22 protein-coding genes and 1 pseudogene are annotated in these 21,868 nt (G+C 34.4%); 13 read left to right on the top strand and 10 right to left on the bottom strand.

The window, feature by feature from the left end; genetic code table 11:
• Window positions 1-109 precede the first annotated feature (109 nt).
• The 6 genes from HNS40_RS19330 to HNS40_RS19305 form a co-directional block, all read right to left on the bottom strand.
• Entirely contained in the window at window positions 110-1,150 is a 1,041-nt protein-coding gene (locus tag HNS40_RS19330) for a hypothetical protein (protein ID WP_172283982.1), read from the bottom strand.
• Window positions 1,151-1,305: 155 nt separating this feature from the next.
• Window positions 1,306-2,100, bottom strand: coding sequence for an FAD binding domain-containing protein (locus tag HNS40_RS23765; protein WP_371742963.1), 795 nt, complete (start codon window positions 2,098-2,100; stop codon window positions 1,306-1,308).
• Window positions 2,101-2,107: 7 nt separating this feature from the next.
• Window positions 2,108-2,590: a hypothetical protein gene (locus HNS40_RS19320; protein ID WP_172283978.1), complete on the bottom strand. Its 483-nt coding sequence runs from the start codon at window positions 2,588-2,590 to the stop codon at window positions 2,108-2,110.
• A 4-nt stretch (window positions 2,591-2,594) separates the two neighbouring features.
• Complete coding sequence (locus tag HNS40_RS19315; RefSeq protein ID WP_172283976.1) at window positions 2,595-3,785, bottom strand: C10 family peptidase; 1,191 nt, start codon at window positions 3,783-3,785, stop codon at window positions 2,595-2,597.
• Window positions 3,786-3,936: 151 nt separating this feature from the next.
• Complete coding sequence (gene xdhA / locus HNS40_RS19310) at window positions 3,937-5,373, bottom strand: xanthine dehydrogenase small subunit (RefSeq protein ID WP_172283974.1); 1,437 nt, start codon at window positions 5,371-5,373, stop codon at window positions 3,937-3,939.
• 2 nt (window positions 5,374-5,375) lie between these two features.
• The gene (locus HNS40_RS19305; protein WP_172283972.1) at window positions 5,376-6,140 is read right to left on the bottom strand and encodes an XdhC family protein; all 765 of its coding nucleotides are present in this window, start codon (window positions 6,138-6,140) and stop codon (window positions 5,376-5,378) included.
• 104 nt (window positions 6,141-6,244) lie between these two features.
• Between HNS40_RS19305 and prmC the strand changes: the two genes are divergently transcribed.
• The 9 genes from prmC to HNS40_RS19260 all read left to right on the top strand — a co-directional run bounded on the left by prmC (window position 6,245) and on the right by HNS40_RS19260 (window position 15,759).
• Complete coding sequence (prmC, locus tag HNS40_RS19300) at window positions 6,245-7,090, top strand: peptide chain release factor N(5)-glutamine methyltransferase (protein ID WP_172283970.1); 846 nt, start codon at window positions 6,245-6,247, stop codon at window positions 7,088-7,090.
• Between the two features lie 263 nt (window positions 7,091-7,353).
• Window positions 7,354-8,820 (top strand): aminotransferase class V-fold PLP-dependent enzyme, encoded by a 1,467-nt coding sequence (locus HNS40_RS19295; RefSeq protein ID WP_172283968.1) that lies wholly within the window; start codon window positions 7,354-7,356, stop codon window positions 8,818-8,820.
• 154 nt (window positions 8,821-8,974) lie between these two features.
• A complete protein-coding gene (locus HNS40_RS19290; RefSeq protein WP_172283965.1) occupies window positions 8,975-10,177 on the top strand; it encodes a pyridoxal phosphate-dependent aminotransferase in 1,203 nt (400 codons plus the stop codon).
• An 85-nt stretch (window positions 10,178-10,262) separates the two neighbouring features.
• On the top strand, window positions 10,263-11,126 hold the full coding sequence (locus tag HNS40_RS19285) for an OmpA family protein (RefSeq protein ID WP_172283963.1): 864 nt from the start codon (window positions 10,263-10,265) through the stop codon (window positions 11,124-11,126).
• Window positions 11,127-11,398: 272 nt separating this feature from the next.
• Entirely contained in the window at window positions 11,399-11,920 is a 522-nt protein-coding gene (locus HNS40_RS19280) for a TlpA disulfide reductase family protein (protein WP_172283960.1), read from the top strand.
• Window positions 11,921-11,980: 60 nt separating this feature from the next.
• A complete protein-coding gene (locus tag HNS40_RS19275; protein ID WP_172283958.1) occupies window positions 11,981-13,708 on the top strand; it encodes a DUF6029 family protein in 1,728 nt (575 codons plus the stop codon).
• 16 nt (window positions 13,709-13,724) lie between these two features.
• Complete coding sequence (locus tag HNS40_RS19270; RefSeq protein WP_172283956.1) at window positions 13,725-14,540, top strand: Omp28 family outer membrane lipoprotein; 816 nt, start codon at window positions 13,725-13,727, stop codon at window positions 14,538-14,540.
• Between the two features lie 57 nt (window positions 14,541-14,597).
• A complete protein-coding gene (locus HNS40_RS19265) occupies window positions 14,598-15,272 on the top strand; it encodes a lysoplasmalogenase (protein ID WP_172283953.1) in 675 nt (224 codons plus the stop codon).
• A 97-nt stretch (window positions 15,273-15,369) separates the two neighbouring features.
• Window positions 15,370-15,759, top strand: coding sequence for a hypothetical protein (locus HNS40_RS19260; RefSeq protein ID WP_172283950.1), 390 nt, complete (start codon window positions 15,370-15,372; stop codon window positions 15,757-15,759).
• A 76-nt stretch (window positions 15,760-15,835) separates the two neighbouring features.
• Here HNS40_RS19260 and ftsY read toward each other — a convergent pair whose 3' ends face one another.
• The 3 genes from ftsY to rpmG all read right to left on the bottom strand — a co-directional run bounded on the left by ftsY (window position 15,836) and on the right by rpmG (window position 17,224).
• A complete protein-coding gene (gene ftsY / locus HNS40_RS19255) occupies window positions 15,836-16,786 on the bottom strand; it encodes a signal recognition particle-docking protein FtsY (protein WP_172283948.1) in 951 nt (316 codons plus the stop codon).
• 82 nt (window positions 16,787-16,868) lie between these two features.
• Window positions 16,869-17,021: a DUF4295 family protein gene (locus tag HNS40_RS19250; RefSeq protein WP_172283946.1), complete on the bottom strand. Its 153-nt coding sequence runs from the start codon at window positions 17,019-17,021 to the stop codon at window positions 16,869-16,871.
• 14 nt (window positions 17,022-17,035) lie between these two features.
• Window positions 17,036-17,224 (bottom strand): 50S ribosomal protein L33, encoded by a 189-nt coding sequence (rpmG, locus tag HNS40_RS19245; protein ID WP_172283944.1) that lies wholly within the window; start codon window positions 17,222-17,224, stop codon window positions 17,036-17,038.
• Between the two features lie 358 nt (window positions 17,225-17,582).
• Here rpmG and HNS40_RS19240 point away from each other — a divergent pair, with 358 nt between their 5' ends.
• The 4 genes from HNS40_RS19240 to HNS40_RS19225 all read left to right on the top strand — a co-directional run bounded on the left by HNS40_RS19240 (window position 17,583) and on the right by HNS40_RS19225 (window position 21,568).
• The gene (locus tag HNS40_RS19240; RefSeq protein WP_172283942.1) at window positions 17,583-18,179 is read left to right on the top strand and encodes a 30S ribosomal protein S16; all 597 of its coding nucleotides are present in this window, start codon (window positions 17,583-17,585) and stop codon (window positions 18,177-18,179) included.
• A 151-nt stretch (window positions 18,180-18,330) separates the two neighbouring features.
• A complete protein-coding gene (rimM, locus tag HNS40_RS19235) occupies window positions 18,331-18,870 on the top strand; it encodes a ribosome maturation factor RimM (RefSeq protein WP_172283940.1) in 540 nt (179 codons plus the stop codon).
• Window positions 18,871-19,130: 260 nt separating this feature from the next.
• Window positions 19,131-19,838 (top strand): tRNA1(Val) (adenine(37)-N6)-methyltransferase, encoded by a 708-nt coding sequence (locus HNS40_RS19230; protein WP_172283937.1) that lies wholly within the window; start codon window positions 19,131-19,133, stop codon window positions 19,836-19,838.
• Window positions 19,839-20,089: 251 nt separating this feature from the next.
• Complete coding sequence (locus HNS40_RS19225; protein ID WP_172283935.1) at window positions 20,090-21,568, top strand: fused MFS/spermidine synthase; 1,479 nt, start codon at window positions 20,090-20,092, stop codon at window positions 21,566-21,568.
• Between the two features lie 197 nt (window positions 21,569-21,765).
• Here the strand turns inward: HNS40_RS19225 and HNS40_RS23290 are convergent.
• Window positions 21,766-21,868 (bottom strand): annotated as a pseudogene (locus HNS40_RS23290) (DDE transposase); the annotation flags it as partial.

The following is a 21,868-nucleotide window of genomic DNA, read 5'->3' as shown; positions in this document are numbered from 1 at the left end:
CTTCTTTTGTTGTAAATCTTTCTTTAAACGTCTGTCTATCAATGTTTTTTAGTATCCTCATCGTTCCTGAATTTGAATACAATTTACAAAATAATATACTCATATACAACTATTTGTGAACTAAATGGGTAACCCTATAATTATATATACCTGCATAATAAAATTGTCCATAGCAATATCCACTTCTTGTTTTGTACATGGTATTCGAACTCCATTCGAAATGATATCGGGAATAGCTTCTTCTGGTTTTATATTTCCAATCTGTATAATAATTATTTGGACCAGCAGCGCAATTACTATCCCAAAAGGCTGCCTGATTATTAGCCCCCAAAGTCCTCCTATATCTTCCCCACCCATACCAATATTTTTTGTAGGAAACTATTTTTGATTTACATACAGCATACCAAGGATAGGCATGAAATGATATTTGCATATAAACTTTCTTTTTATCATTATCATAATAATCCCAATTATAATCACGTTCCCATCCATCACAAGTTGCACATGTCCCTTTACTTAGATCTATATTTGAAATTACATTAGGGTCAGATAAAACAGACCAATCTTCATCCCTCACCTTAATCAGTTTAACAAGATCACCATCTGTTATATAAACAAATCCCCTACTAGTTAACTTTAGTATTGAGTCTCCTATTTTCACTTCTCCTTCAGAATTTAGCAAAGTCATTTCTTCAATACCAAAAATATACTCTTGATGAGGAGAGTTTAGTGTATCTAATACTTCATTATCCAACCAATCTGCTTCTGCCTGTTCAAATGAGAGCTTCATTGAGTTTGTAAACCCATAATAATTTATAAAATCATTTAATGGCTGCCACTCATCAAACCCTATCTCATCCTCCTTTTCATTCAATAAACTATCACTTAAATAACTATAAGTTGACAAAAAGACACTATCACACTGTTCTAATTCTTCTTGTAAGTTCTTAAGAGTCTGAGTAAAAAGCTGTGAACTTGAGAACTCTAACATCTGAATATTGCTTTTATTAGGAGCATCTAAATTAACTACTTTTATACCATCAATAACTTCCGTTTTCTCAAGAATAGTCTCTTCTGTCTTTTGACATGAAATTATTGAAATGCTACCAACAATAATAAATAAATAAATAATTCTTTTTAAACATAACATTTAATTTTAAGTTAATATATACCTATTAATACCATATTTACTTAAAACGTACCACAAAAAACCAAAAAAAACATCAAACCAATACTAACCACCTATATTTATGAATATTACAAATGTATTTTAGAAGCGTTCTAAATATATCATCTAGTATTCTTTCAAAATTCAAAAGAAAAATAAAACTTCCTCAACAAATTAGCAGCTAGAATGGCTCGTCCTTCTTTTGAGGCTCGAGCATCTGTAATCGGTTGGAACTCTTCTGTTATCAACTTGGCAGCTTTTTCAAAATGAGCCTCCTCTATTTCTTTTCCTAGCAAATACTCCTCAGCCATTGTAGCGTGAACCGGCATGGCTGCCATTCCTCCATAGGCTAATATAATAGCTCCTATTTTCTTCTCTTTGGTTAATCGTAGTGCAAAAGCAGCACTCACCGTACTGATATCCAGTTGTTTTCTTTTGCTCACTTTCTCCGACCAAAAAAGCCAATCCTCATCCTTTGGAATAATGATTTTCGTAATCATCTCATCGGGCATTAAACTGGTTTTTCTATAAGCCAAAATGAATTCCTCTAAACTTTCGGGCCTTGCTTCGTGCTTACTCTGAATAATGATTTCTGCTTGATGAGCCATCAATAATGGTAGTAAATCCCCAATGGGCGATGCACTTCCTACATTTCCTCCGATGGTAGCTACATTTCTAATTTGCCTGCTGCCAAAAACATCTAATATATTTTTAAAATCCGGCCAATCATTGGCCATCTCCTGACGCAATTGCTCCATGGTGACAGATGCTCCAATTTCCCAATAACTTTCCTGTTTTATAATCTCTTTCAGCTCTTTTACATTGGAAAGGTCTAATATGGCTGCTAAATCTTGATGTTTTTTTGTTTTTAATAAGGCTATATCAGAAGCACCTCCTATTAATAATAGTTCTGGCTTTTGTTTAAATTTGATTTATTATTCAATTCTTAACTATCTGAAAATAACCCTCTTCATTTGTTGTCCAATCCCAAATAAGCACTCCATTTAACCACACTTTTCTTTTCTGAATTGCATTATTGGTCCTATTAAGTGATGTTTCTAATGTATCAACATCATTATCATTCCAATGGATAAAAGTGGTTGTTTTATCTGAAGGATCATTATGATTCATTGATAGTCCAATTCTATATTCATTCTGATGTAAATAAATATTAAAATTTCTCGGATGATCATACTGTGGATTATTTGGCTCCTCCAAAATTCCATTTACAAGATAAAACAATTTAATTTCAGATTCTAAGTAATGATTTTCTGTGATAGTATCTAACAAATCCTGATTTTGAGTATTAACAATCGAAAACTCAAATCCAACATCTAAATTATATTGTTCTTCAACATCACTGCTTTTTTTATTACAAGACATCAATACACTTGCAATTATAATAATATATATATATTTCATAATCTTATGGTATTATATTATAAATCATTTTTTTATTACTATTATAACTAGTATTTCCGGAATTAAAATTCCCACAATTAAACCAGCCATTATAAAGTCCGTTTTGCCATCCCCAATTCATATGTAAATGTAAATAACTATATCCAGAACAATCATCAAAATATAGATTATAAACTCGATAACCGTCACAAACCCACATATGTCCTCCAGAGCTATTACTACCACTTAATAAAACGGGTCGATTATAGTTAATATTACTTTTTACAGTATTATAATTATAGTCTGCCTTTAATGCAATTGAATAATCAAAATGCAATTGCAAAATTATGCCCATATTTGCCGAACTATTTACACCAGTTCCATCACAATCATAAGTAGGTTGACCTGAATAATAACAGCCAATTGCATCATGTATATCTTCAATAAATGCTGCCGTAGTGCTTGTTGCATAATCTAATGGCATTGATGACCAATTATAATTATTTGGATGCTCATGGTATTTCATCACCTGAGCCATTGCTATTGGCACACATCCTGCATAAACATGTGAAGTATATCCATTACATGTCATATACGGCAAATTATTATTAAATCCGCCAGTTTGATTCCATTCAGAACTTAATAAAGGTCCCTTGGTATAAACATCGGTATGATTATAACAATCATCAATTGGTTCGTTCTTCATCAATCCAATATCTTCAATAAAATATTGTTGTACTTTTTCCCAAGCATTTTTTTGTTTTTGTGATTGCGAAATGTCTGATAGTTGAATATCACTAATTTGATCAATTGCATCGTCAATCCAAAATTTCAATCCATCCGGGTATTTGCTTTCATCAACTTCAAAATTATTTTTATGGGAAAACCCTAGAATTGGTTGAGTTCTATAATCTGCTGAAATTATTATAAAACCACCCTCTACATAATTAATTAGATAAAAGGATGTATTACCATAATCATTCTCAAATTCATAAGTATCTAATATAGTTTTACTTATTTTTGAGCTTTTAAGTTCAGACTCAGCATTTTTATTTGTAAACTCTAAATTCTCAGCAATTTCAATAACTTTAGACAATTCAACAAAATTCTCAACTTCATAAATTTTAACTTGATCTACTTTTTCATCTTTTGAACAAGAAAACCCTAGTAGAATAACGAAAAATAATAATATCACATTTTTCTTTACTCTTTCCATAATTTTTAATTTTAAGTAGTGTTATATCTATTTATATGATATTTTAGTAAAACGTAACCATATGGAAAACAAATAAATGGCAATTGATTATTAATCAGTATTTTACTATTCATATTTAGAAATATTCTAGATTATTTTAAGCACTATTCTTTCAAAAATCAAAAGAAAAATAAAACTTCCGCAACAAATTGGCTGCTAAAATGGCTCGTCCTTCTTTTGAAGCTCGGGCATCGGTAATAGGTTGAAATTCTTCTGTAATCAGCTGGGCTGATTTTTCAAAATGAGCCTCCTCTATTTCTTTTCCAAGTAGATATTCTTCAGCCAAGGTAGCATGAACAGGGATAGCTGCCATACCACCATAGGCAAGTATAATAGCACCTATTTTCTTATCTTTGGTTAGCCGAACAGCAAAAGCGGCACTAAGGGTGCTAATATCCAGTTGTTTTCTTTTACTTACTTTTTCCGACCAAAAAATCCAATCTTTGTCGATAGGTATGATGATTTTGGAAATCAGCTCATCGGGCATTAAACTTGTTTTTCTATAAGCCAAAATAAACTCATCTAAACTTTCTGGTCTGGCTTCATGTTTATTCTGAATGATGATTTCTGCCTGATGTGCCATTAACAAGGGTAATAAATCTCCAATTGGAGAAGCACTACCCACATTTCCTCCAACGGTAGCCACATTCCTAATTTGTTGACTTCCGAACACATCTAACATCTTCTTAAAATCTGGCCAATCGCTAGTCATCTCTTGTCTAAGCTGCTCCATGGTTACAGCTGCACCTATCTCCCAATAGGAATCATGTTTGTTGATCTCTTTCAACTCTTTCACATTGGAAAGGTCTAATATGGCTGCTAAATCTTGATGTTTTTTTGTTTTTAATAAGGCTATATCCGAAGCACCTCCTATTAATAATAGCTCAGGTTTTTCTTGTTTTATCCTTAAAGCCTCCTCTAAACTCAAAGGCTGAATATAATGATCTGAATGAAATGCTTCTATATCTTTCTTTAATTGCTTTAACTGAACAATGGTTTTCTCTTCTTTACAGGCAAACTCGTCAACATAATTTAAGTCACCAATCTCAATAGCCGCTTCTTTTATGCTTTCATAACCCGTACAACGACATAAATTACCACTCAAACTATTTTGTATATCCTCCTCCGTTTCTTGGTTCTTATAAAACGAAAATAGACTCATCACTATTCCTGGTGTACAATAACCACATTGGCTTCCATTATATTTTGCCAATACTTCTTGCACAGGATGAAGCTCATATTCTCCATTTACCGTTTTCGATAAATGCTCCACCGTTAATAATTGCTTTCCATGCAGATAAGGCAAGAATAAGATACAACTGGTCACAGCTTTATAAATCAATTTATCATTTACTTCCTCAACAATAACAACTGTACAGGCACCACAATCGCCTTCGGCACAACCCTCTTTAGCACCTAAATAATCAGAATTAGATCTTAACCATTCTAAGACAGTAGTTGTAGATGAAAAATCTGAATCCGAATCTAGTTTGAGATTCACCAATTCATCATTCAATAGAAACTCAATATTATTTCTTTCTTCTCTCATGATTATGCCTTTCTCATTTTATTGACTTCATCAACCAACTGCGCCAAAATGCTTAAAGCAATTTCTCGAGGAGTCTCACATTGAATCTTTAAGCCTATTGGAGAATACACCTTATTAATAGCTTCTTCTGAATGACCACTCTCCAGCCATTTATTTTGAGCTTTGGCAGCCTTTCTTTTACTAGCCATCATTCCTAAATAAGCATGCGGCTTTGATAAAACATGGTCAACAATGCCAGCATCGTAATCATGTTTATAAGTAGTCACCACCACAAAATCATTCTTCTGAAATTCCATACTTTCCCAAGCATCTGGAAATTCATTACCTATATAATTTATTGCACTATTCTTATCTATGAAAATATCAGTTCTATTATCGATTAAATGAACATCGAAACCAAAAGGAAGTGCCATTTCTGCCAACATTTTCCCAATATGACCTGCCCCAAAGATAAGAAGACGCGGTAAGGAGTTAATGGCTTCAAAATAGATTTTCACACTTCCTCCACAATGCATACTCAAATCACTTCCCAGTTCATAGTCCATCGTTTTTATCTGAAAAGTATTCATCATCTGAAGAGCCTCCGCTATCACCGTTTGCTCTATCACTCCACCACCAACAGAACCTTCTATACTTCCATCGCTTAATACCAGCATTTTACTACCTGCTTTACGTGGAGTGGAGCCCACACTTTCTATGACCATACAGAGTACAGCAGCTTTCTTTTCTTCTTGAATTTGGTTTAAAGACGGTATCATTTCGTTCATAGCGATCAGTTTAAAAGCGAATTTACAAAATTCTATAGGTTTGCTCTAAATAATCTCCATATTTTTGCCAAATGCGTATTTCTAGCAATAAATATAAAAGCGTCATGGCTTTTGCCTTGGAGGAGCTCTCCGGAATATATCCCGAGGAAGAAATAAGAGCCATTACTTTATGGTTATTCGAAGAGTTCTTGGAAGTTGAACGAGTGGACTATCAACTAAACATAGATAAAGGAATGAGCGAATCGGAATTATTAAAATTCAATTTTGCCATTAAAGACCTGAAGAAAGGAAAGCCTATACAACATATACTTGGCTATACTTGGTTTCTTGACCTTAAACTTCAAGTGAATGAGCATACCTTAATACCAAGGCCAGAAACCGAAGAGTTAGTTCAATATATAATTTCCCAAGAAGAATCTAATAGTGCTTTAAAAATACTCGATATCGGAACTGGAAGCGCTTGCATTCCTTTAGCATTGGAAAAAGCAATGCCACAGAATGAATATTATGGTATAGATTTTAAGTCAGAAATTATTGAACTGGCTTATAAGAATAGTCAAGCTCAAAATTCCAATATCAATCTTATTCAACTAGATATCCTCAAAGAAGAATTAAGTGGAGATTACGATGTCATCATTTCCAACCCTCCCTATGTTCTTGAATCAGAGAAAAAAGAAATGCACAAAAATGTGGTAGATTTCGAACCAGAATCTGCATTATATGTAAAAGACTCGGATCCTCTCTTGTTCTATGAAAAAATCATCCTTCAAGCAAAAAAACACCTGAATATTAATGGAAGATTATATCTTGAAATCAATGAACGTTATGGAAATGAACTTTCAGAACTTTTAAATAAACATGGTTTTGAATCAATAAAAATATTAAACGATTTTAGAGGCCGAATTAGGTTTTGCACAGCCTTTTTGCGCCAAAAAAAGAGTTCCGTTTAAAAATCTCCTAAAATATTTGCATAAACAAAACCATGCATGCATACAAACACCAAGCTCAAGAATTTCATATCCCACTGATTTACTATGATTTAAAATTCATGTAATTTAAACTGATTAAAAACAAGGCTTCCAAAATTAACATTTTATCCATTCCATAATATTTTCTAAAAAAATACTATATTTGCTAAGTTTTTACGAATGACCAAGGCACTTTGTAAAATATTTACGAATCTTTACTAAAATAACCAGTCAAAAAATATTGAATGGACCAATTTTTTGAGAAATACAGAAATAATATCATTGGTAACAATCTAGTTATGCAATCACCTTATGGGGACAAGAAGGTAGTATATGCAGATTGGATTGCCAGTGGTAGATTATATAGCCCAATTGAAAAGAAAATTCAAGAGGATTTCGGTCCTTGGGTGGCTAACACACATACGGAGACCAGCGAAACAGGAACAATAATGACCAAATCTTATCATTGGGCTCAAAAAATCATCAAAAATCATGTGAATGCTCATGACGATGATATTTTAATTACCAGTGGCAATGGAATGACAAGTGTCATCAATAAATTCCAAAGAATATTAGGCTTAAAAAACTGTGGAGTTCTTTCAGGCAAATCATGCATTCAAAATGAAAAAGATCGCCCCATCGTTTTCATTACCCACATGGAACATCACTCAAATCAAACCAGCTGGCTCGAAACCAATGCTGAGGTGGTTGTTTTGGAACCTAACAAAGACTTAACGGTAAATCCTGATGAATTAAGGAAACAGTTAAAAAAATACGAGCATAGAAAATTCAAAATGGGAAGTTTTTCTGCATGTTCAAATGTTACTGGTGTTCATACTGATTATCATGAATTAGCAAAAATAATGCATCAGCATCAAGGCTTATGCTTTATCGATTTTGCAGCCAATGCGCCATATGAAGATATGAATATGCATCCTGAAGATCCTGAAGAAACATTAGACGCTATATATTTCTCTCCTCATAAATTCTTAGGAGGCCCAGGCAGTAGTGGCGTATTAATTTTCAATGATAAGTTATACTTAAACAAAACTCCAGATCATCCCGGAGGCGGAACAGTAGACTGGACCAATCCTTGGGGAGAGTATAAATATGTAGATAATATAGAAGCCAGAGAGGATGGTGGGACACCTGGATTCCTGCAAGCTATTAGAGTTGCTCTGGCTATAAAACTAAAAGAGCAAATCGGAGTCAGAAATATAGAAGCACGAGAAAAGGTTTTGGTAGCAAAGGCTTTTGAATTAATGGATCCTATTGAAAAGCTGCATATTCTTTCTGGTGATTTAAAAGATAGATTAGGCGTTATCTCTTTTTACATGGAAGACATACACTATAATTTAGCTGTTAAAATTCTCAACGATAGGTTTGGTATTCAATTGCGTGGAGGTTGTGCTTGCGCAGGTACTTATGGCCATTTCTTAATGGGAATCACCTCCTGTGAATCCAAGAAAATCACTGAAAAGATTAACAGAGGTGATTTATCATCAAAGCCAGGTTGGGTACGTTTATCGCTTCACCCTACTATGACTATCGAAGAATTGGAATTTATAGCAGAAGCATTCAAAAGCTTGATTGAGAATATTAAAGAATGGGAAAAAGATTATAGATATAATCCAACAAATAATGAATTTATCCACTTATCGGAAACTATAGATAAAGTAGATTTAGTGAAAGAGTGGTTCGAGTTCGAATAAAAAAAAAGCACAAAGAGAAGTAATTGCAATGGGCTACTGGAAACGGGAGCCCTTTTTTGCTTAAAAATCAGTAAACCACTGGTTAGGATTCTAAAAATCGCATTTGCTAATTCACGAACAAAAGTTAATTTTGCCAAGACAAAAATACAACACTATGGGAATCGTATCGAATCGCTTAAATCAGATGACAGAGTCGGCCACTTTAGCCATGACTAAGAAAAGCCGTGAACTGAAAGAGCAAGGAATTGATGTTATCAATCTAAGTATTGGTGAACCAGACTTTAATACTCCTGAATTTATAAAAGAAGCTGGGAAAACAGCCATTGATGAGAATTATACTCATTATCCACCTGTTCCTGGTTTCTTACCTTTACGCGAAGCCATAGTAAATAAGCTTAAGCGTGACAATGGAGTTGATTATCAAGCCAACCAAATAGTCGTTTCTACAGGTGCAAAGCAATCTATAAGCAATGTATTTCTGAGCATTATAAACCCAGGTGAAGAAGTGGTGATTCCCGCTCCATATTGGGTAAGCTATGCTGACATGGTGATGCTTGCAGAAGGAAAGCCCGTAATTATAAAAACTGATATTGCTAATGACTTCAAAGTCACTCCGCAAGAGATTAAAAATGCCATTACTAATAAAACAAAAGCAATTATCTTCTCCTCTCCTTGTAATCCTACAGGAACGGTTTATACCAAGGAAGAACTAAAAGAAATTGCTCAATTGATGAAAGATTATCCTGAAATTATTATTATCAGTGATGAAATATACGAAATCATCAACTTTGACAGTCAGCATGAAAGCATTGCACAATTTGAAGAAGTAAAGAATCAAGTTGTTATTGTCAATGGCGTATCAAAAGGATATGCAATGACTGGCTGGAGACTTGGTTTCATTGCCGCCCCTAAAGAAATAGCCGATGCTTGTACTAAACTTCAAGGACAAACTACTTCTGGAACAAATTCTATTGCTCAGAGAGCTGCTATAACTGCTTTTGAAGCCGATCCAAAAGAGTGCAAAGAAATCCAAGATATGGTTCTTGCTTTCAAAGAAAGAAGAGACTTACTGATCTCCCTCCTCTCAGAAATTGATGGGTTCGTACTTAATACACCTCCAGGTGCATTTTATCTTTTCCCCAATATTACTGCTTTCTTTGGGAAATCAGATGGAAACATCACCATTAATACAGCCACTGACTTGGTGATATATATTTTAGAAAAAGCAAATGTTGCTTTAGTTACAGGAGAAGCCTTTGGCGATGACAATTGCATGCGCCTTTCATACGCAGCCTCATCTGAAACATTGACTATTGCTGCTACTAGAATCAAGGAAGCCTGCGCTTTATTGAAATAAATAAAGAATTAACGAAACTGTTCTCCATGAACAGAAACAATATATTGTAATGAGATACGTTTTAATATTTCCTAATACTCGAAATATGAAACGTATCTTTTTATTATGCCTATTTGCACTTATGAACTCCTTCATCTTTGCTCAATCTCAAACCAAAATCCAGACGGACACCTTAAATTTATTTTTCGAAACAGATCATTATAAGAATACAGATTCTCACCTCAAGAAACTCAAAAAGCTCGAAAAACTTGAAATTACTTCTATCAAAATAAATGCTTTTACCGATAGTATCGCCTCAAATACATATAACCAGAAACTCTCAAATAAAAGAGCTTATTATTCTTATTTCACTTTACTAAAAATGGACTTCCCTATTGACCTTTTTTCAGAAGTGAAAGGATTTGGTGAATCTATAAAACAAACTTCCAGTTTGGCCTCCTCCAGAAAAACCGCTATCATTTATCAATATCAGATTCAAAAAGAAATAATCGAAATAAAAGAAGTTGCAAAAACCAAAGAAACAACGAAAAAAGAAATCATCCCCAAGAAAATAGATGAGCAAATTATTACTGGTGAAGTTGGAGATAAGATAATAGCTAAAAACATTAATTTCCAGCCTGGAAATCACCATGTATTATCTCAATCAATTCCCGAATTGGAACAATTATACCTAGCCCTTACAAACCATTCTAATATAAAAATTGAAATCAGAGGTCATATTTGCTGCCAATATGATGGAAGTGATGGCTATGATGCTTTAACAGGGGATTATCATCTATCAGTAAATAGAGCATTCGCCGTTTATTCCTACCTGATCTCTAATGGAATTAACAAGAACAGGCTTTCTTATAGGGGTTTTGGCTCTACACAGAAGATATATGAATTCGAAAAAAATGATAGAGAGAAAATAGCAAACAGACGAGTAGAAATAGTAATTATAGAAAACTAAAAACAATCATTATGTTTTACCATATTTATTACGTGAATTTAAGATTTGATATACATCTCCATAAAAAATATTCCTATATTGGCATAGTTTTAGGATAAACAAACAATACTAATAATAGTTTCTAAATTTTTATTTTTTTAAACGAATACTTATTAAAATATTTTCGAAACTTTTGTTTTATTTCTAAAAATTGTTGTAAACTTGTACAAATTTTAGATACAACAAATGTCTAATAAACACCTCAAACACAAATTGAATTTAAAATACACATTATGAAGAGATTAAGTATCATTTTAGCTTTAATGCTATTTACTGGAGTTATTTTCGCACAAGATCACGCTGGTAAAACATTACCTGAGGTTACGGTAAAAACTATCACTGGAGAATCTTTCAATACAGCAGATATTGATAATGACGGAAAACCAATCATCATTAGCTTTTGGGCTTTATGGTGTCATCCATGTATTAAAGAATTAACAACCATTGCCGATGTATATGATGAATGGCAAGAAGAAACTGGCGTAAAGTTATATGCTATTTCAATTGACGATGCCCGTTCTACCGCAAAAGTTGGACCACTAGTAAATGGTAAAGCTTGGGATTATGAAGTTCTTTTAGATCCAAATGGTGATTTCAAAAGAGCGATGAATGTAAATATGATTCCTCATACTTTTGTTCTTGATGGAAACAAAAACATTGTTTGGCAACATACTTCTTTTGCCGAAGGTGCAGAATTAGATTTAATTGAAATCATTGAAAAAGTTGCAAACGGAGAAGATATTTCTGGACATTAATCACGTGATTAAGTATTCAGAACCTTTAGTTTGAAGCATAAGATATAAACATATCATAGAATGAAAAAACATATACTTAAATCGATTGGAGTATTTGCGATATTATTCGCATTCACTCAAATTGCTTTTGCACAGAGTCCTCAAAAATATGGACAAGTAAGCGGAAGCTTTCAGCTTGATGCACAAATGTATCAACCCGATAGTGAATTAGGAATTACCACCGAAGACATAAACGGTAAAGATGCCCGTATGAACGCCTTTGGTAATATCATATACCGTCTTGGGAACTTTTCCGCAGGCGTTCGCTATGAAGCATACCTACCACCTTTAGCTGGTTTTGATGAAAGATTAGAGGGTCAAGGCTTTGCAAACAGATGGGCCAGATACAATACTGGAATCATTGATGTAACAGTAGGTAACTTTTATGAGCAATTTGGCTCTGGAATGATATTTAGAGCCTACGAAGAATGGAGTTTAGGGTATGACAACTCTGTGGATGGTGCCAGAATTATTCTAACTCCCACAAAAGGAGTAACTATCAAAGGTATTTATGGTACACAAAGATTCTTTTGGGAAAAATACGAGAAAGACAGTAGAGGAATAGTAAGAGGTGGTGATGTCGATCTTTTCATTAATGACCTTTTCTCAAGTCTTGAGACCTCTAAGACCAAATTAACACTTGGCGGAGGGTTAATTAGTAAATATCAAGCTGACTTAGATCCTATCTATAAATTACCTGAAAATGTAATGTCATGGTCAACAAGATTTAATTTAAGTCATGGTGGTTTTTTCTGGCAAACAGAATATGCACATAAAATCAACGACCCAAATGCCATTAATAATTTTATTTATAAAGATGGCCAAGGTTTATTCACTTCTATGTCCTATTCACAAAAAGGATTTGGTTTTGCTTTAAGCGGAAAATGGATCGACAATATGGGATTCAAATCTGACAGATCAGTAACTGGAGATGCCTTGTTTATCAATTTCCTCCCTCCAAATGCTAAGACTCATACCTACAGCCTATCGGCCATGTATCCCTATGCCACCCAAGTGAATGGAGAAGCAGCCATACAAGCTACCCTAAATTATAAAGTTCCTAAAAAATCTAAACTCGGTGGTAAATACGGAATGGGAATTGAAATCAATTTCTCTCACATTCGCTCCATCGAAAAATCACAACTCGACTCAGAAACTCCTATTGGCGAATCGGGAACACTAGGATACGAAACAAAATTCCTATCCATAGGAGATGAAGTCTACTTCCAAGATTTAGGGTTCGAAATCAATAAAAAAATCAATAAGCATTTCAAATTGATTGCATCTGCCGATATGATCACCTATAATATGGATGTGATTGAAGGCCATCCAGGAGAACCCAATGTGGAGGCTTTTGTTTGGGTGACAGATTTAAGTTATAGATTTAAAAGAAAACATAGTATTCGTTGGGAACTATCTCAATTATTGACCAAGCAAGATCAAGGAAATTGGATTGCTTCTACCTTGGAGTATAACTTTGCTCCAACTTGGTTCCTTGCAGTATCCGATCAATACAATTATGTAAATAACGATGGAATCATCTCTTATACTAATGATCAAGGAGAATATCACGAAAACAAATACGACAAACTACATTACCCCACAATAGCTGCCGGCTATACCAAAGGCACTACCAGGGTATTATTATCATATGGTCGTCAAAGAGAAGGCATATTATGCGTAGGCGGAGTTTGTCGCGCAGTGCCTAAATCCAATGGATTCAAAATTACCATCACCAGTAGTTTCTAATTTAAACTAAAAGAAAATGAAAGTTTTAAAAATATTTTTAGCCCTCACAATAATTGGCTTTTCTTTCGCCGCCTGCGATAAGATAGAAGCACCCTATACCCAAGAAGTTGAGAAACCTGTTGGTAACAAAAAAGTTCTTTTAGAAGATTTTACCGGTCAGAAATGTGTAAACTGTCCTTTAGCACATGAAATTGCTCATACCCTACAAGACACCAGTAATTATGGAGAAAAACTCATAGTTGTAGCCATTCATGCTGGTTTCTTTGCAACTCCTAGTGCAGCGCCATTTGATTATGATTTCAGAACAGAGGCTGGAGACATATACGAGAGTTATTTCTCTGTACAAACCTATCCAACCGGAATGGTGAACAGAGTCAATACCGATGGCAATTACCTAATTGACAAAGATGGTTGGGCCACTGAGGTTGCAAAGCAATTTGAAGAAACCAGCCTGGTCAATATAGAGATCACCCCTTCTTTAAATGGTAATAAACTAAGCGGAGAAGTCAATCTTGATTTCATCGAGGGTTTTGCATCTCAAGGCAATGTTCAAATTTGGATTACAGAAGATAGCATTATTAAACCTCAGGTTGTTCCGGGTGGCATGGAAGAAGACTATGTTCATATGCATGTGCTCAGAGGAGCCATTAATGGAAATTGGGGGGAAGCACTACCTTCCGCAAGCTATAATTCAGGAGATAATGAAAGTATCAGTTTTTCTAACTTCCAATTGGGTGACGACTGGGTCACAGACAAACTATCCTTAGTAGTTTATCTATATGAACAAGAAAGTAAAAAAGTCATTCAGGTTGAAGAAATAAAGATTAATTAAAATAAAAAAAAGCGATTGAAATTCAATCGCTTTTTTATTTCTCTCTATATTCGCACCATGATTAAGAAATTTATCTTCTGCTACATAGTTTTAAGCATCTCTGTAATTATTTCTCAACTTTTAGGAGCAAACACTTTAGAAAACTTCCTAAAACCCATGCTGATGGTCAGCTTATTTACTGGCTATTTCTTGTTTAAAAATAGAGCATCAAAACAAAATGACTATTTATATCTTGCTGCCATCGTCTTCAGTTTTCTAGGGGATGCTTTTTTAATGCCCTTATTTAATCAATTTTTGGCTGGTCTCACATCATTTTTGATGGCACACATTTTTTATATTATTCTTTACCTAAAAGACAGAGCAATGCCAATAAAACTAAATCCTACTCAAATTACTATTTTATCACTCGGTCTGCTTATTTTCTTATCACTGCCTTCTCTAATATTATGGAAATTAATTCCTCAAAACCCAGATTACTTTCTAATCATTGCCATCCTCCTTTATTCAACAGCATTATTTGGTCTTATACTCACTGCTATCATTAGAAAACAAACTCCTAGACTTAGCTACCATTATATATTAGCTGGTTCTGGATTATTTCTATTATCGGATAGTTTTCTTTCCATCAATAAATTTGTGTTTAACCTTCCCTATTCACCTATTTGGGTAATCAGCACTTATACCTCCGCACAAGCTCTTATATTTTATGGCTTCTTAAAAAAGAATAGCTAATTTCCATTTATTCTAAATAAAAAACGAAGACAAAATTCTAAGACTTTGGTCTTGTATTTTTCCGTATATTCGTTTCGTATAAAATAAAACAAGATATATGGAAACCAAAGTTTATAATATTAGCGAATTACATTTTGAGCACAGGCTCTGGAAAAGTGAAATGAAAATAATTTTAGGTGAACTCAATGTTTATCAAGAATGGCTATCGAGCATTAGTCTTAAGAGCTATGACATTGAGTTCCAAAAAAAAATAAATTATTTCCAAAACAAATTTGATATTCAAAGAAAACATTTCGACAGTTTCAACGACCGCATTAATGCACAAGACAGTTATATAGAATCTTTAGAAAAGATGAGCGATAACGATATTTCAGACCAAAATATATCTGACCACACCAACCTAAGAGCTGATATCAATGTAGCCTTAGACCTTTACAAAGAACTTAAAAAAGAATATGTTAGTTTTGCAAGAGCTGCCAAATTCTAATCAGCATATAAAAAAAAGAAAAGGACGTGAAAAATAAATTCACGTCCTTTTTTTATATCTTTTTATTCTGGCTTAACTAACTGAATAAACTATCTACGAATTCGTTTCTATCGAAAACTTGCAAATCTTCCATTTTCTCACCAAGCCCAATATATTTTACAGGAATTTTGAATTGCTCACTGATCCCAATAACAACCCCTCCTTTAGCAGTACCATCCAATTTAGTTAATGCCAAAGCATTCACTTCAGTTGCAGCAGTAAACTGCTTAGCCTGCTCTATTGCATTCTGACCAGTACTGGCATCTAAAACCAACAGAATTTCATGAGGAGCATCTGGTAATACTTTTTGCATCACCCGCTTAATCTTCCCCAATTCATTCATCAAATTAATCTTATTGTGCAATCGACCAGCTGTATCAATAATAATCACATCAGCCTTTTGGGCAACACCAGACTCTAAAGCATCATAGGCTACACTTGCAGGGTCGGCATTCATTCCTTGTTCCACTATAGGCACATCTACCCTACCAGCCCATATTTTCAATTGCTCTACGGCTGCAGCTCTAAAAGTATCACTTGCACCAAGAACCACTTTCTTTCCAGCTTTTTTAAACTGATAAGCCAATTTTCCGATAGTAGTTGTTTTACCAACACCATTAACTCCAACCACCATTATTACATAGGGTTGATCTTGAGCTGGAAAATTGAAATTTCGAAGATTAGGATTCTCATTCTCGGATAAAAGATCAGCAATTTCCTCTTTGAGCATTCTATTCAATTCCGATGTTCCAAGGTATTTATCTTTGGATACCCTAGCTTCTATTCTTTCAATAATTTTTAGAGTAGTATCCACACCAACATCAGAAGAAACCAAAATCTCCTCCAAGTCGTCTAATACTATATCATCAATCTTACTCTTACCTGCTATACTCTTGGTAATTTTACCAAACAGGCTGGTTTTTGTCTTTTCAAGACCCTTATCTAGGCTCTTTTTCTTCTCTTTATTGAAAATCGAAAACAATCCCATAATTATTATTTTTAAAAAATAGAAAAAATGCCTTATCATTTAAGCAGATAAGGCATCAGTAATACCGAAATTGTTATTACAATTATTTCTTTTTAATCAGTTCCTTAGCTTGTGCCAAAGGTACTGAATCTTCTTTAAAATAATAAGCTCCAGTTTTCTCTGATTTTAATGTACGTATTACCTTTGCCCAGTCTTTACCGGCAGATTGTAAGGTCGCAACTACTTTCTTAGCCATATCTTATATTCTTATTATTTAATTTCTCTATGAATTGTCATTTTCTTTAGAATAGGGTTGAATTTCTTCAATTCCAATCTATCAGGAGTGTTTTTTCTATTCTTCGTTGTAATATAACGAGATGTACCTGGTTTACCGCTTTCTTTATGCTCAGTACATTCTAAGATAACTTGTCCTCTTGCTTCTTTACTCTTCTTTGCCATTTTGTCTAATTTTTCAGGGCTGCAAAAATAATACTATTTTCCATACTATCAAATAGAAAGAGAAATATTTTCGAATTATTTTTATTTCGCCCAATTGCGCGGCAAAAATAGCCAATTCTTTTCGATAAGCAAATAATTCAACCTACTTAAACCGGATATTTAATAGATTTCAATATTTATCATTTCAACACTATCCTTCTGTATACCAACATCATAAACTAGGTCTTTCCATTGATATGATATAAAATGAATTAAATCATTGATTTTTAAGGAAAAAGCTTTTCTAATTCAATACTTATTACGATATTTGCACCCATTTTTAAGATTAAGTATATAAATAATTAAAAATTAAGCAATTATGCCAGCAAAAATTAGATTACAAAGAAAAGGTAAAAAAGGACGTCCTTTTTTCCACATTGTAATTGCAGATGGTCGTGCACCTCGTGATGGAAAATTAATAGAGAAGATTGGCACTTACGATCCTATGACTAACCCAGCAACTATCGAATTAGATTTCGAAAGAGCAATGCATTGGGTAACAGTTGGGGCTCAACCTACAGACACTGCAAAAGCAATTTTATCCTACAAAGGTGTTTTATATAAAGAACACTTATTAAGAGGAGTTAAAAAAGGTGCTTTAACTGAAGATAAGGTTGAGATCTTATTCAAAGAATGGTTAGCAGAAAAAGAAGCTAAGATTGAAGCAAAAGCTAAAGGTTTAGTAGACACTACTAGAGAAGACCTTAAGAAGCGTTTAGCTGCTGAAGCTGAAGTAAACGAAGCTCGTAAAGCTGAGTTTGCAAAGCAAAGAGCTGATGCCCAAGCTGCTCTTGAAGCTGCTGCCGCTGCAAAAGCCGCTGAAGCTGCTGCTGCCGAAGCTGCTGCCGCTCCTGTTGAAGAAGCTGCAAGCAAAGAAGCTCCTGCTGAAGAAGCAAAAGAAGAAACTGCTGAATAGCATTTTTTCTCTTAAAAATAAGAACCGCCCTGATCTTTCATGGCGGTTTTTTTTATTTTTGTAAGCCATAATATTAACAGCCGAAAAATTTTGGAGAAGAGCATAAACCTTCATGCTTCAAACTTGAAACTTCGTGCAAAAATATCTTTCCATGACTAAAGAAGAATGTTATTACCTAGGGAAAATTACAAGAACCAACGGACATCAAGGTGGTTTGAGTATTTATTTAGATGTAGACAACCCTCATGAATATGCTGGCCTAGATGCTCTATTCGTGGATTATAGAGGAAGCCTCATCCCCTATTTTATCGATAAAATGCAGATTCATACTTCTAAAAATACTGCCGTAGTTTATTTTGAGGATGTGGATGATATTGATATGGCTCAAAGCTTGGTTAATAGCCTCCTTTATCTTCCTACAGCTAGCTTACCTATACTTGAAGGTACCAAATTCTACTTTCATGAAGTTTTGGGATTCAATATTATTGAGAAAAGCTTCGGCCTTATTGGCAAGTGTGATCATATATTGGATTATCCCCAACAAGCCCTTTTCCAAGTTTTTCATGAGAAAAAAGAAGTACTTATCCCCATTAAAGATGAGTTTATTCTTGATGTAGATAGAAAAAAGAAAGAGATTTTAATGGAGCTACCTGAGGGTTTATTGGACGTTTATTTGGCGGAAGAGGAGTAAAGGAAGTTAGAAGTTGGAAGTTAGAAGTTGGAAGTTGGAAGTCGGAAGTCGGAAGTCGGATGACGGATGCTTGATGACGGATGACCGATGACGGATAAAATCCAAGCTTCATCCTTCATCCTTCATGCTTAATGCTTCATCCTTCATGCTTAATGCTTCATCCTTCATGCTTAATGCTTAATGCTTAATACTTCTAATAATATATAAATCCCCTATTAAAAAACCAATCTCTAAACCCCAACCTCTCAACCTCTTTACCCATGTCAAAGCCATTCAATTTTAAACAATTCAGCGTTTTTCATGATAAAAGTTCCATGAAAGTAGGAACAGACGCTGTGCTCTTAGCCGCATTAGTGGAGATGGAAAACTATGGGAAAATATTGGATATTGGATGTGGTAGCGGAGTCATTTCTTTAATGTGTGCTCAAAAATCGAAAGCTCAAATCTCGGCAATTGATATTGACAAGGATTCGGTGGAACAAGCCCAGGAGAATTTTGAGTCCTCCAAGTGGAATAGCAGATTGAAAGCATCGGAATGCAGTATGCAAGAATATGCAAAACTATCAGATCAGAAGTTTGACCTCCTCATCAGCAATCCTCCATTTTTTGAGAATGCCTTAAAATCGCCATTGGAAAGCAGGAATAAAGCCAGACATAATGATACTTTAAGCTCCCAAGACCTACTTCATTCTGCTCGTCAACTTCTTTTCACTCATGGAAAACTAGCATTAATACTCCCATTTACCGAAGGAGAAGAATTTATTAAGATAGCCTCATCTTATCAGTTTTATCTACAAAGAAGAGTGGAGATACAGCCCAAGCCTTCTAAAATAGCCAATCGCTTGGTTTTGGAGTTTGTATTATCACCTTGCAAAACGACAAAGGAAAACATCATTATTCGGGAAGAAGGGAATGATTATACCGAAGAGTATCGCCGTGTCACAAAAGATTTTTATCTTGCATTTTAATTATTTACCACAAAGGCACTGAGGCACAAAGAAAAAAAATAGAAGGATATTTTATTTCTAATGTCCATCAGATTTCAAAGGGAGAATCATGAATTTTAGGCTCCCTTTAGGGCTGGGGCAAAACTAAAATTCAATATTATAGAAATTAATTGTGCATTTGGTATTTTTTTTGTTAGCCCCTAAACCCTAAAAGGAGCAAAAAAATAATGTACATTAGTACTAATAATGATACAACAACAAGATAGTACAATATGAAATCAAAAAGCTTTCTTCTTTTATTGACTTTTATTTCTGGAGCCATGGTGATGGTATTTGAGATTATTGGTGCACGGATTTTGGCTCCTTATATTGGTACTTCTTTCTTTGTGTGGACAGCTTTAATTGGATTTGTCTTAGCTAGCCTGAGCTTAGGATATTCTATAGGAGGAAAATGGATAGATAAGAATCCTGATATTAAAATACCGGCCATTGCATTTCTAGGAGCAGCTGCTTCTTTGCTTTTGGTCTTATTTATCAAAGATAACTTCTTGGAATGGGTTTTACAACATGTGAGAGGTATCAAAGCCTCTGCTATCATTTCTACTTTTGTATTATTTGTTCCAGCCAGTATTTTCTTTGGCATGATTTCTCCCATGATCAGCAAATTATTATTGGATGATTTACCAAAAGCAGGAAAAACCATAGGAAATGTATTCGCTTTTGGTAGCATTGGTAGTTTGTTTGGGACTTTTTTGGCTGGTTTTTACCTTTTACCCAATTTCTCGTTGACCTATATACTTGTCACACTATTTTTTATCTCCATAGCCATTGCTCTTATCATATTTCTAATGAAGAAAAAATGGACTTTTGTTGGGATTTCTATCCTCCTCGTTATTCTAGGAATTTTTCAATTAAACAAAAAAAAAGACCAACCATATACCTATCAATTTGAATCTGAATATAATAGTATCAAGGTATTTCCAAGTACAGACTATTCAAGTGGCGACAGTATTCTAATCATGCAACTGGGAAGACAAAGAGCTGGAGGAATGAGCTTAAGTGACCGACCGCTTCCATTTAATTATTTGTACTATTTCAGATTGGCAGAACACTTCAACCCCGATTTTAAAAACACCTTGATGCTGGGCGGAGCTGCCTATAGCTTTCCCAAATACTTTTTGAATGAATATTCAGAAGCCAAAATAGATGTGGTAGAAATTGATGAGGAAGTAACCAGAGTTGCTCAAGAGTATTTTGGATTAAAAGAAAATAAAAACTTAAACATCATTCATGAGGATGCCAGAACCTATATCAACACCTGTGAAGAAAAATACGATATAATCTATAGCGACACTTTCAGAAACGCAGTGAGTCTTCCCTATCAATTAACTACTGTGGAAGCCATACAAAAACAATACGACCTATTAAATGAAGGTGGAGTAGTTTTGGTAAATGTGATACAAGCGGTAGAAGGAAAATCCAGTTTATTCCTACAAGCAGAACTCAAAACCTTTATGCAGGTCTTCCCGCAAGTCTATTTATTCGCTGACAGAGGAGGGCAAAAACGAGAAGAAATCCAAAGTACCATCATTCTCGCCATCAAATCAGAAACTCGTCCAGCTTTTTCTTCTAGTGACACAAGTATTGATAGTTTATTAGCCAAACGAGTAACAGAGGCCATTCCTTTAAACCAGGCCATCCTCTACGATGATTTTGCTCCGGTTGATTATTTGGCTTTTCGGGGGATGTAGAAACCAATGTTTTAAATATCAGCCACTAAGACAGAAAGGCTCAATGGCATCACTAAGAAAACGCATGTATGGATTCACAAGCTGACTCGGATTTGCAAGCCGAGAGTAAATAACCAAAAGAAACAATCATAATGTCCAAATCAACTGTTTTAAAATAGCAACTAAAATAATAGGGGTCAAGTTAATTTTTATGGGGACTACGAAAAAAGCTTTGATAATCTAAAGAGGAAAAACGATACATCCGTAACGCCTCTGAGGTTAGATCTAAAAAGCTTTATTTTAGCATTGAAAGATTCCGCA

Source organism: Lentimicrobium sp. S6 (assembly GCF_013166635.1).
Classification (GTDB): domain Bacteria; phylum Bacteroidota; class Bacteroidia; order Bacteroidales; family UBA12170; genus UBA12170.
This window is presented reverse-complemented; position numbering and strand designations above follow the sequence as displayed.

Coding starts and splice junctions, on each gene's coding strand:
- HNS40_RS19250 (WP_172283946.1), bottom strand. CDS start 17,021: ATGGCTAAGAAAGTAGTTGCGACCTTACAATCTGCCGGTAAAGACTGG.
- HNS40_RS19275 (WP_172283958.1), top strand. CDS start 11,981: ATGAAAAAACATATACTTAAATCGATTGGAGTATTTGCGATATTATTC.
- rpmG (WP_172283944.1), bottom strand. CDS start 17,224: ATGGCAAAGAAGAGTAAAGAAGCAAGAGGACAAGTTATCTTAGAATGT.
- ftsY (WP_172283948.1), bottom strand. CDS start 16,786: ATGGGATTGTTTTCGATTTTCAATAAAGAGAAGAAAAAGAGCCTAGAT.
- HNS40_RS19265 (WP_172283953.1), top strand. CDS start 14,598: ATGATTAAGAAATTTATCTTCTGCTACATAGTTTTAAGCATCTCTGTA.
- xdhA (WP_172283974.1), bottom strand. CDS start 5,373: ATGAGAGAAGAAAGAAATAATATTGAGTTTCTATTGAATGATGAATTG.
- HNS40_RS19230 (WP_172283937.1), top strand. CDS start 19,131: ATGTCAAAGCCATTCAATTTTAAACAATTCAGCGTTTTTCATGATAAA.
- HNS40_RS19270 (WP_172283956.1), top strand. CDS start 13,725: ATGAAAGTTTTAAAAATATTTTTAGCCCTCACAATAATTGGCTTTTCT.
- HNS40_RS19305 (WP_172283972.1), bottom strand. CDS start 6,140: ATGAACGAAATGATACCGTCTTTAAACCAAATTCAAGAAGAAAAGAAA.
- HNS40_RS19240 (WP_172283942.1), top strand. CDS start 17,583: ATGCCAGCAAAAATTAGATTACAAAGAAAAGGTAAAAAAGGACGTCCT.
- HNS40_RS19315 (WP_172283976.1), bottom strand. CDS start 3,785: ATGGAAAGAGTAAAGAAAAATGTGATATTATTATTTTTCGTTATTCTA.
- HNS40_RS19225 (WP_172283935.1), top strand. CDS start 20,090: ATGAAATCAAAAAGCTTTCTTCTTTTATTGACTTTTATTTCTGGAGCC.
- HNS40_RS19280 (WP_172283960.1), top strand. CDS start 11,399: ATGAAGAGATTAAGTATCATTTTAGCTTTAATGCTATTTACTGGAGTT.
- HNS40_RS19320 (WP_172283978.1), bottom strand. CDS start 2,590: ATGAAATATATATATATTATTATAATTGCAAGTGTATTGATGTCTTGT.
- HNS40_RS19290 (WP_172283965.1), top strand. CDS start 8,975: ATGGGAATCGTATCGAATCGCTTAAATCAGATGACAGAGTCGGCCACT.
- rimM (WP_172283940.1), top strand. CDS start 18,331: ATGACTAAAGAAGAATGTTATTACCTAGGGAAAATTACAAGAACCAAC.
- prmC (WP_172283970.1), top strand. CDS start 6,245: ATGGCTTTTGCCTTGGAGGAGCTCTCCGGAATATATCCCGAGGAAGAA.
- HNS40_RS19295 (WP_172283968.1), top strand. CDS start 7,354: ATGGACCAATTTTTTGAGAAATACAGAAATAATATCATTGGTAACAAT.
- HNS40_RS19330 (WP_172283982.1), bottom strand. CDS start 1,150: ATGTTATGTTTAAAAAGAATTATTTATTTATTTATTATTGTTGGTAGC.
- HNS40_RS19260 (WP_172283950.1), top strand. CDS start 15,370: ATGGAAACCAAAGTTTATAATATTAGCGAATTACATTTTGAGCACAGG.
- HNS40_RS19285 (WP_172283963.1), top strand. CDS start 10,263: ATGAAACGTATCTTTTTATTATGCCTATTTGCACTTATGAACTCCTTC.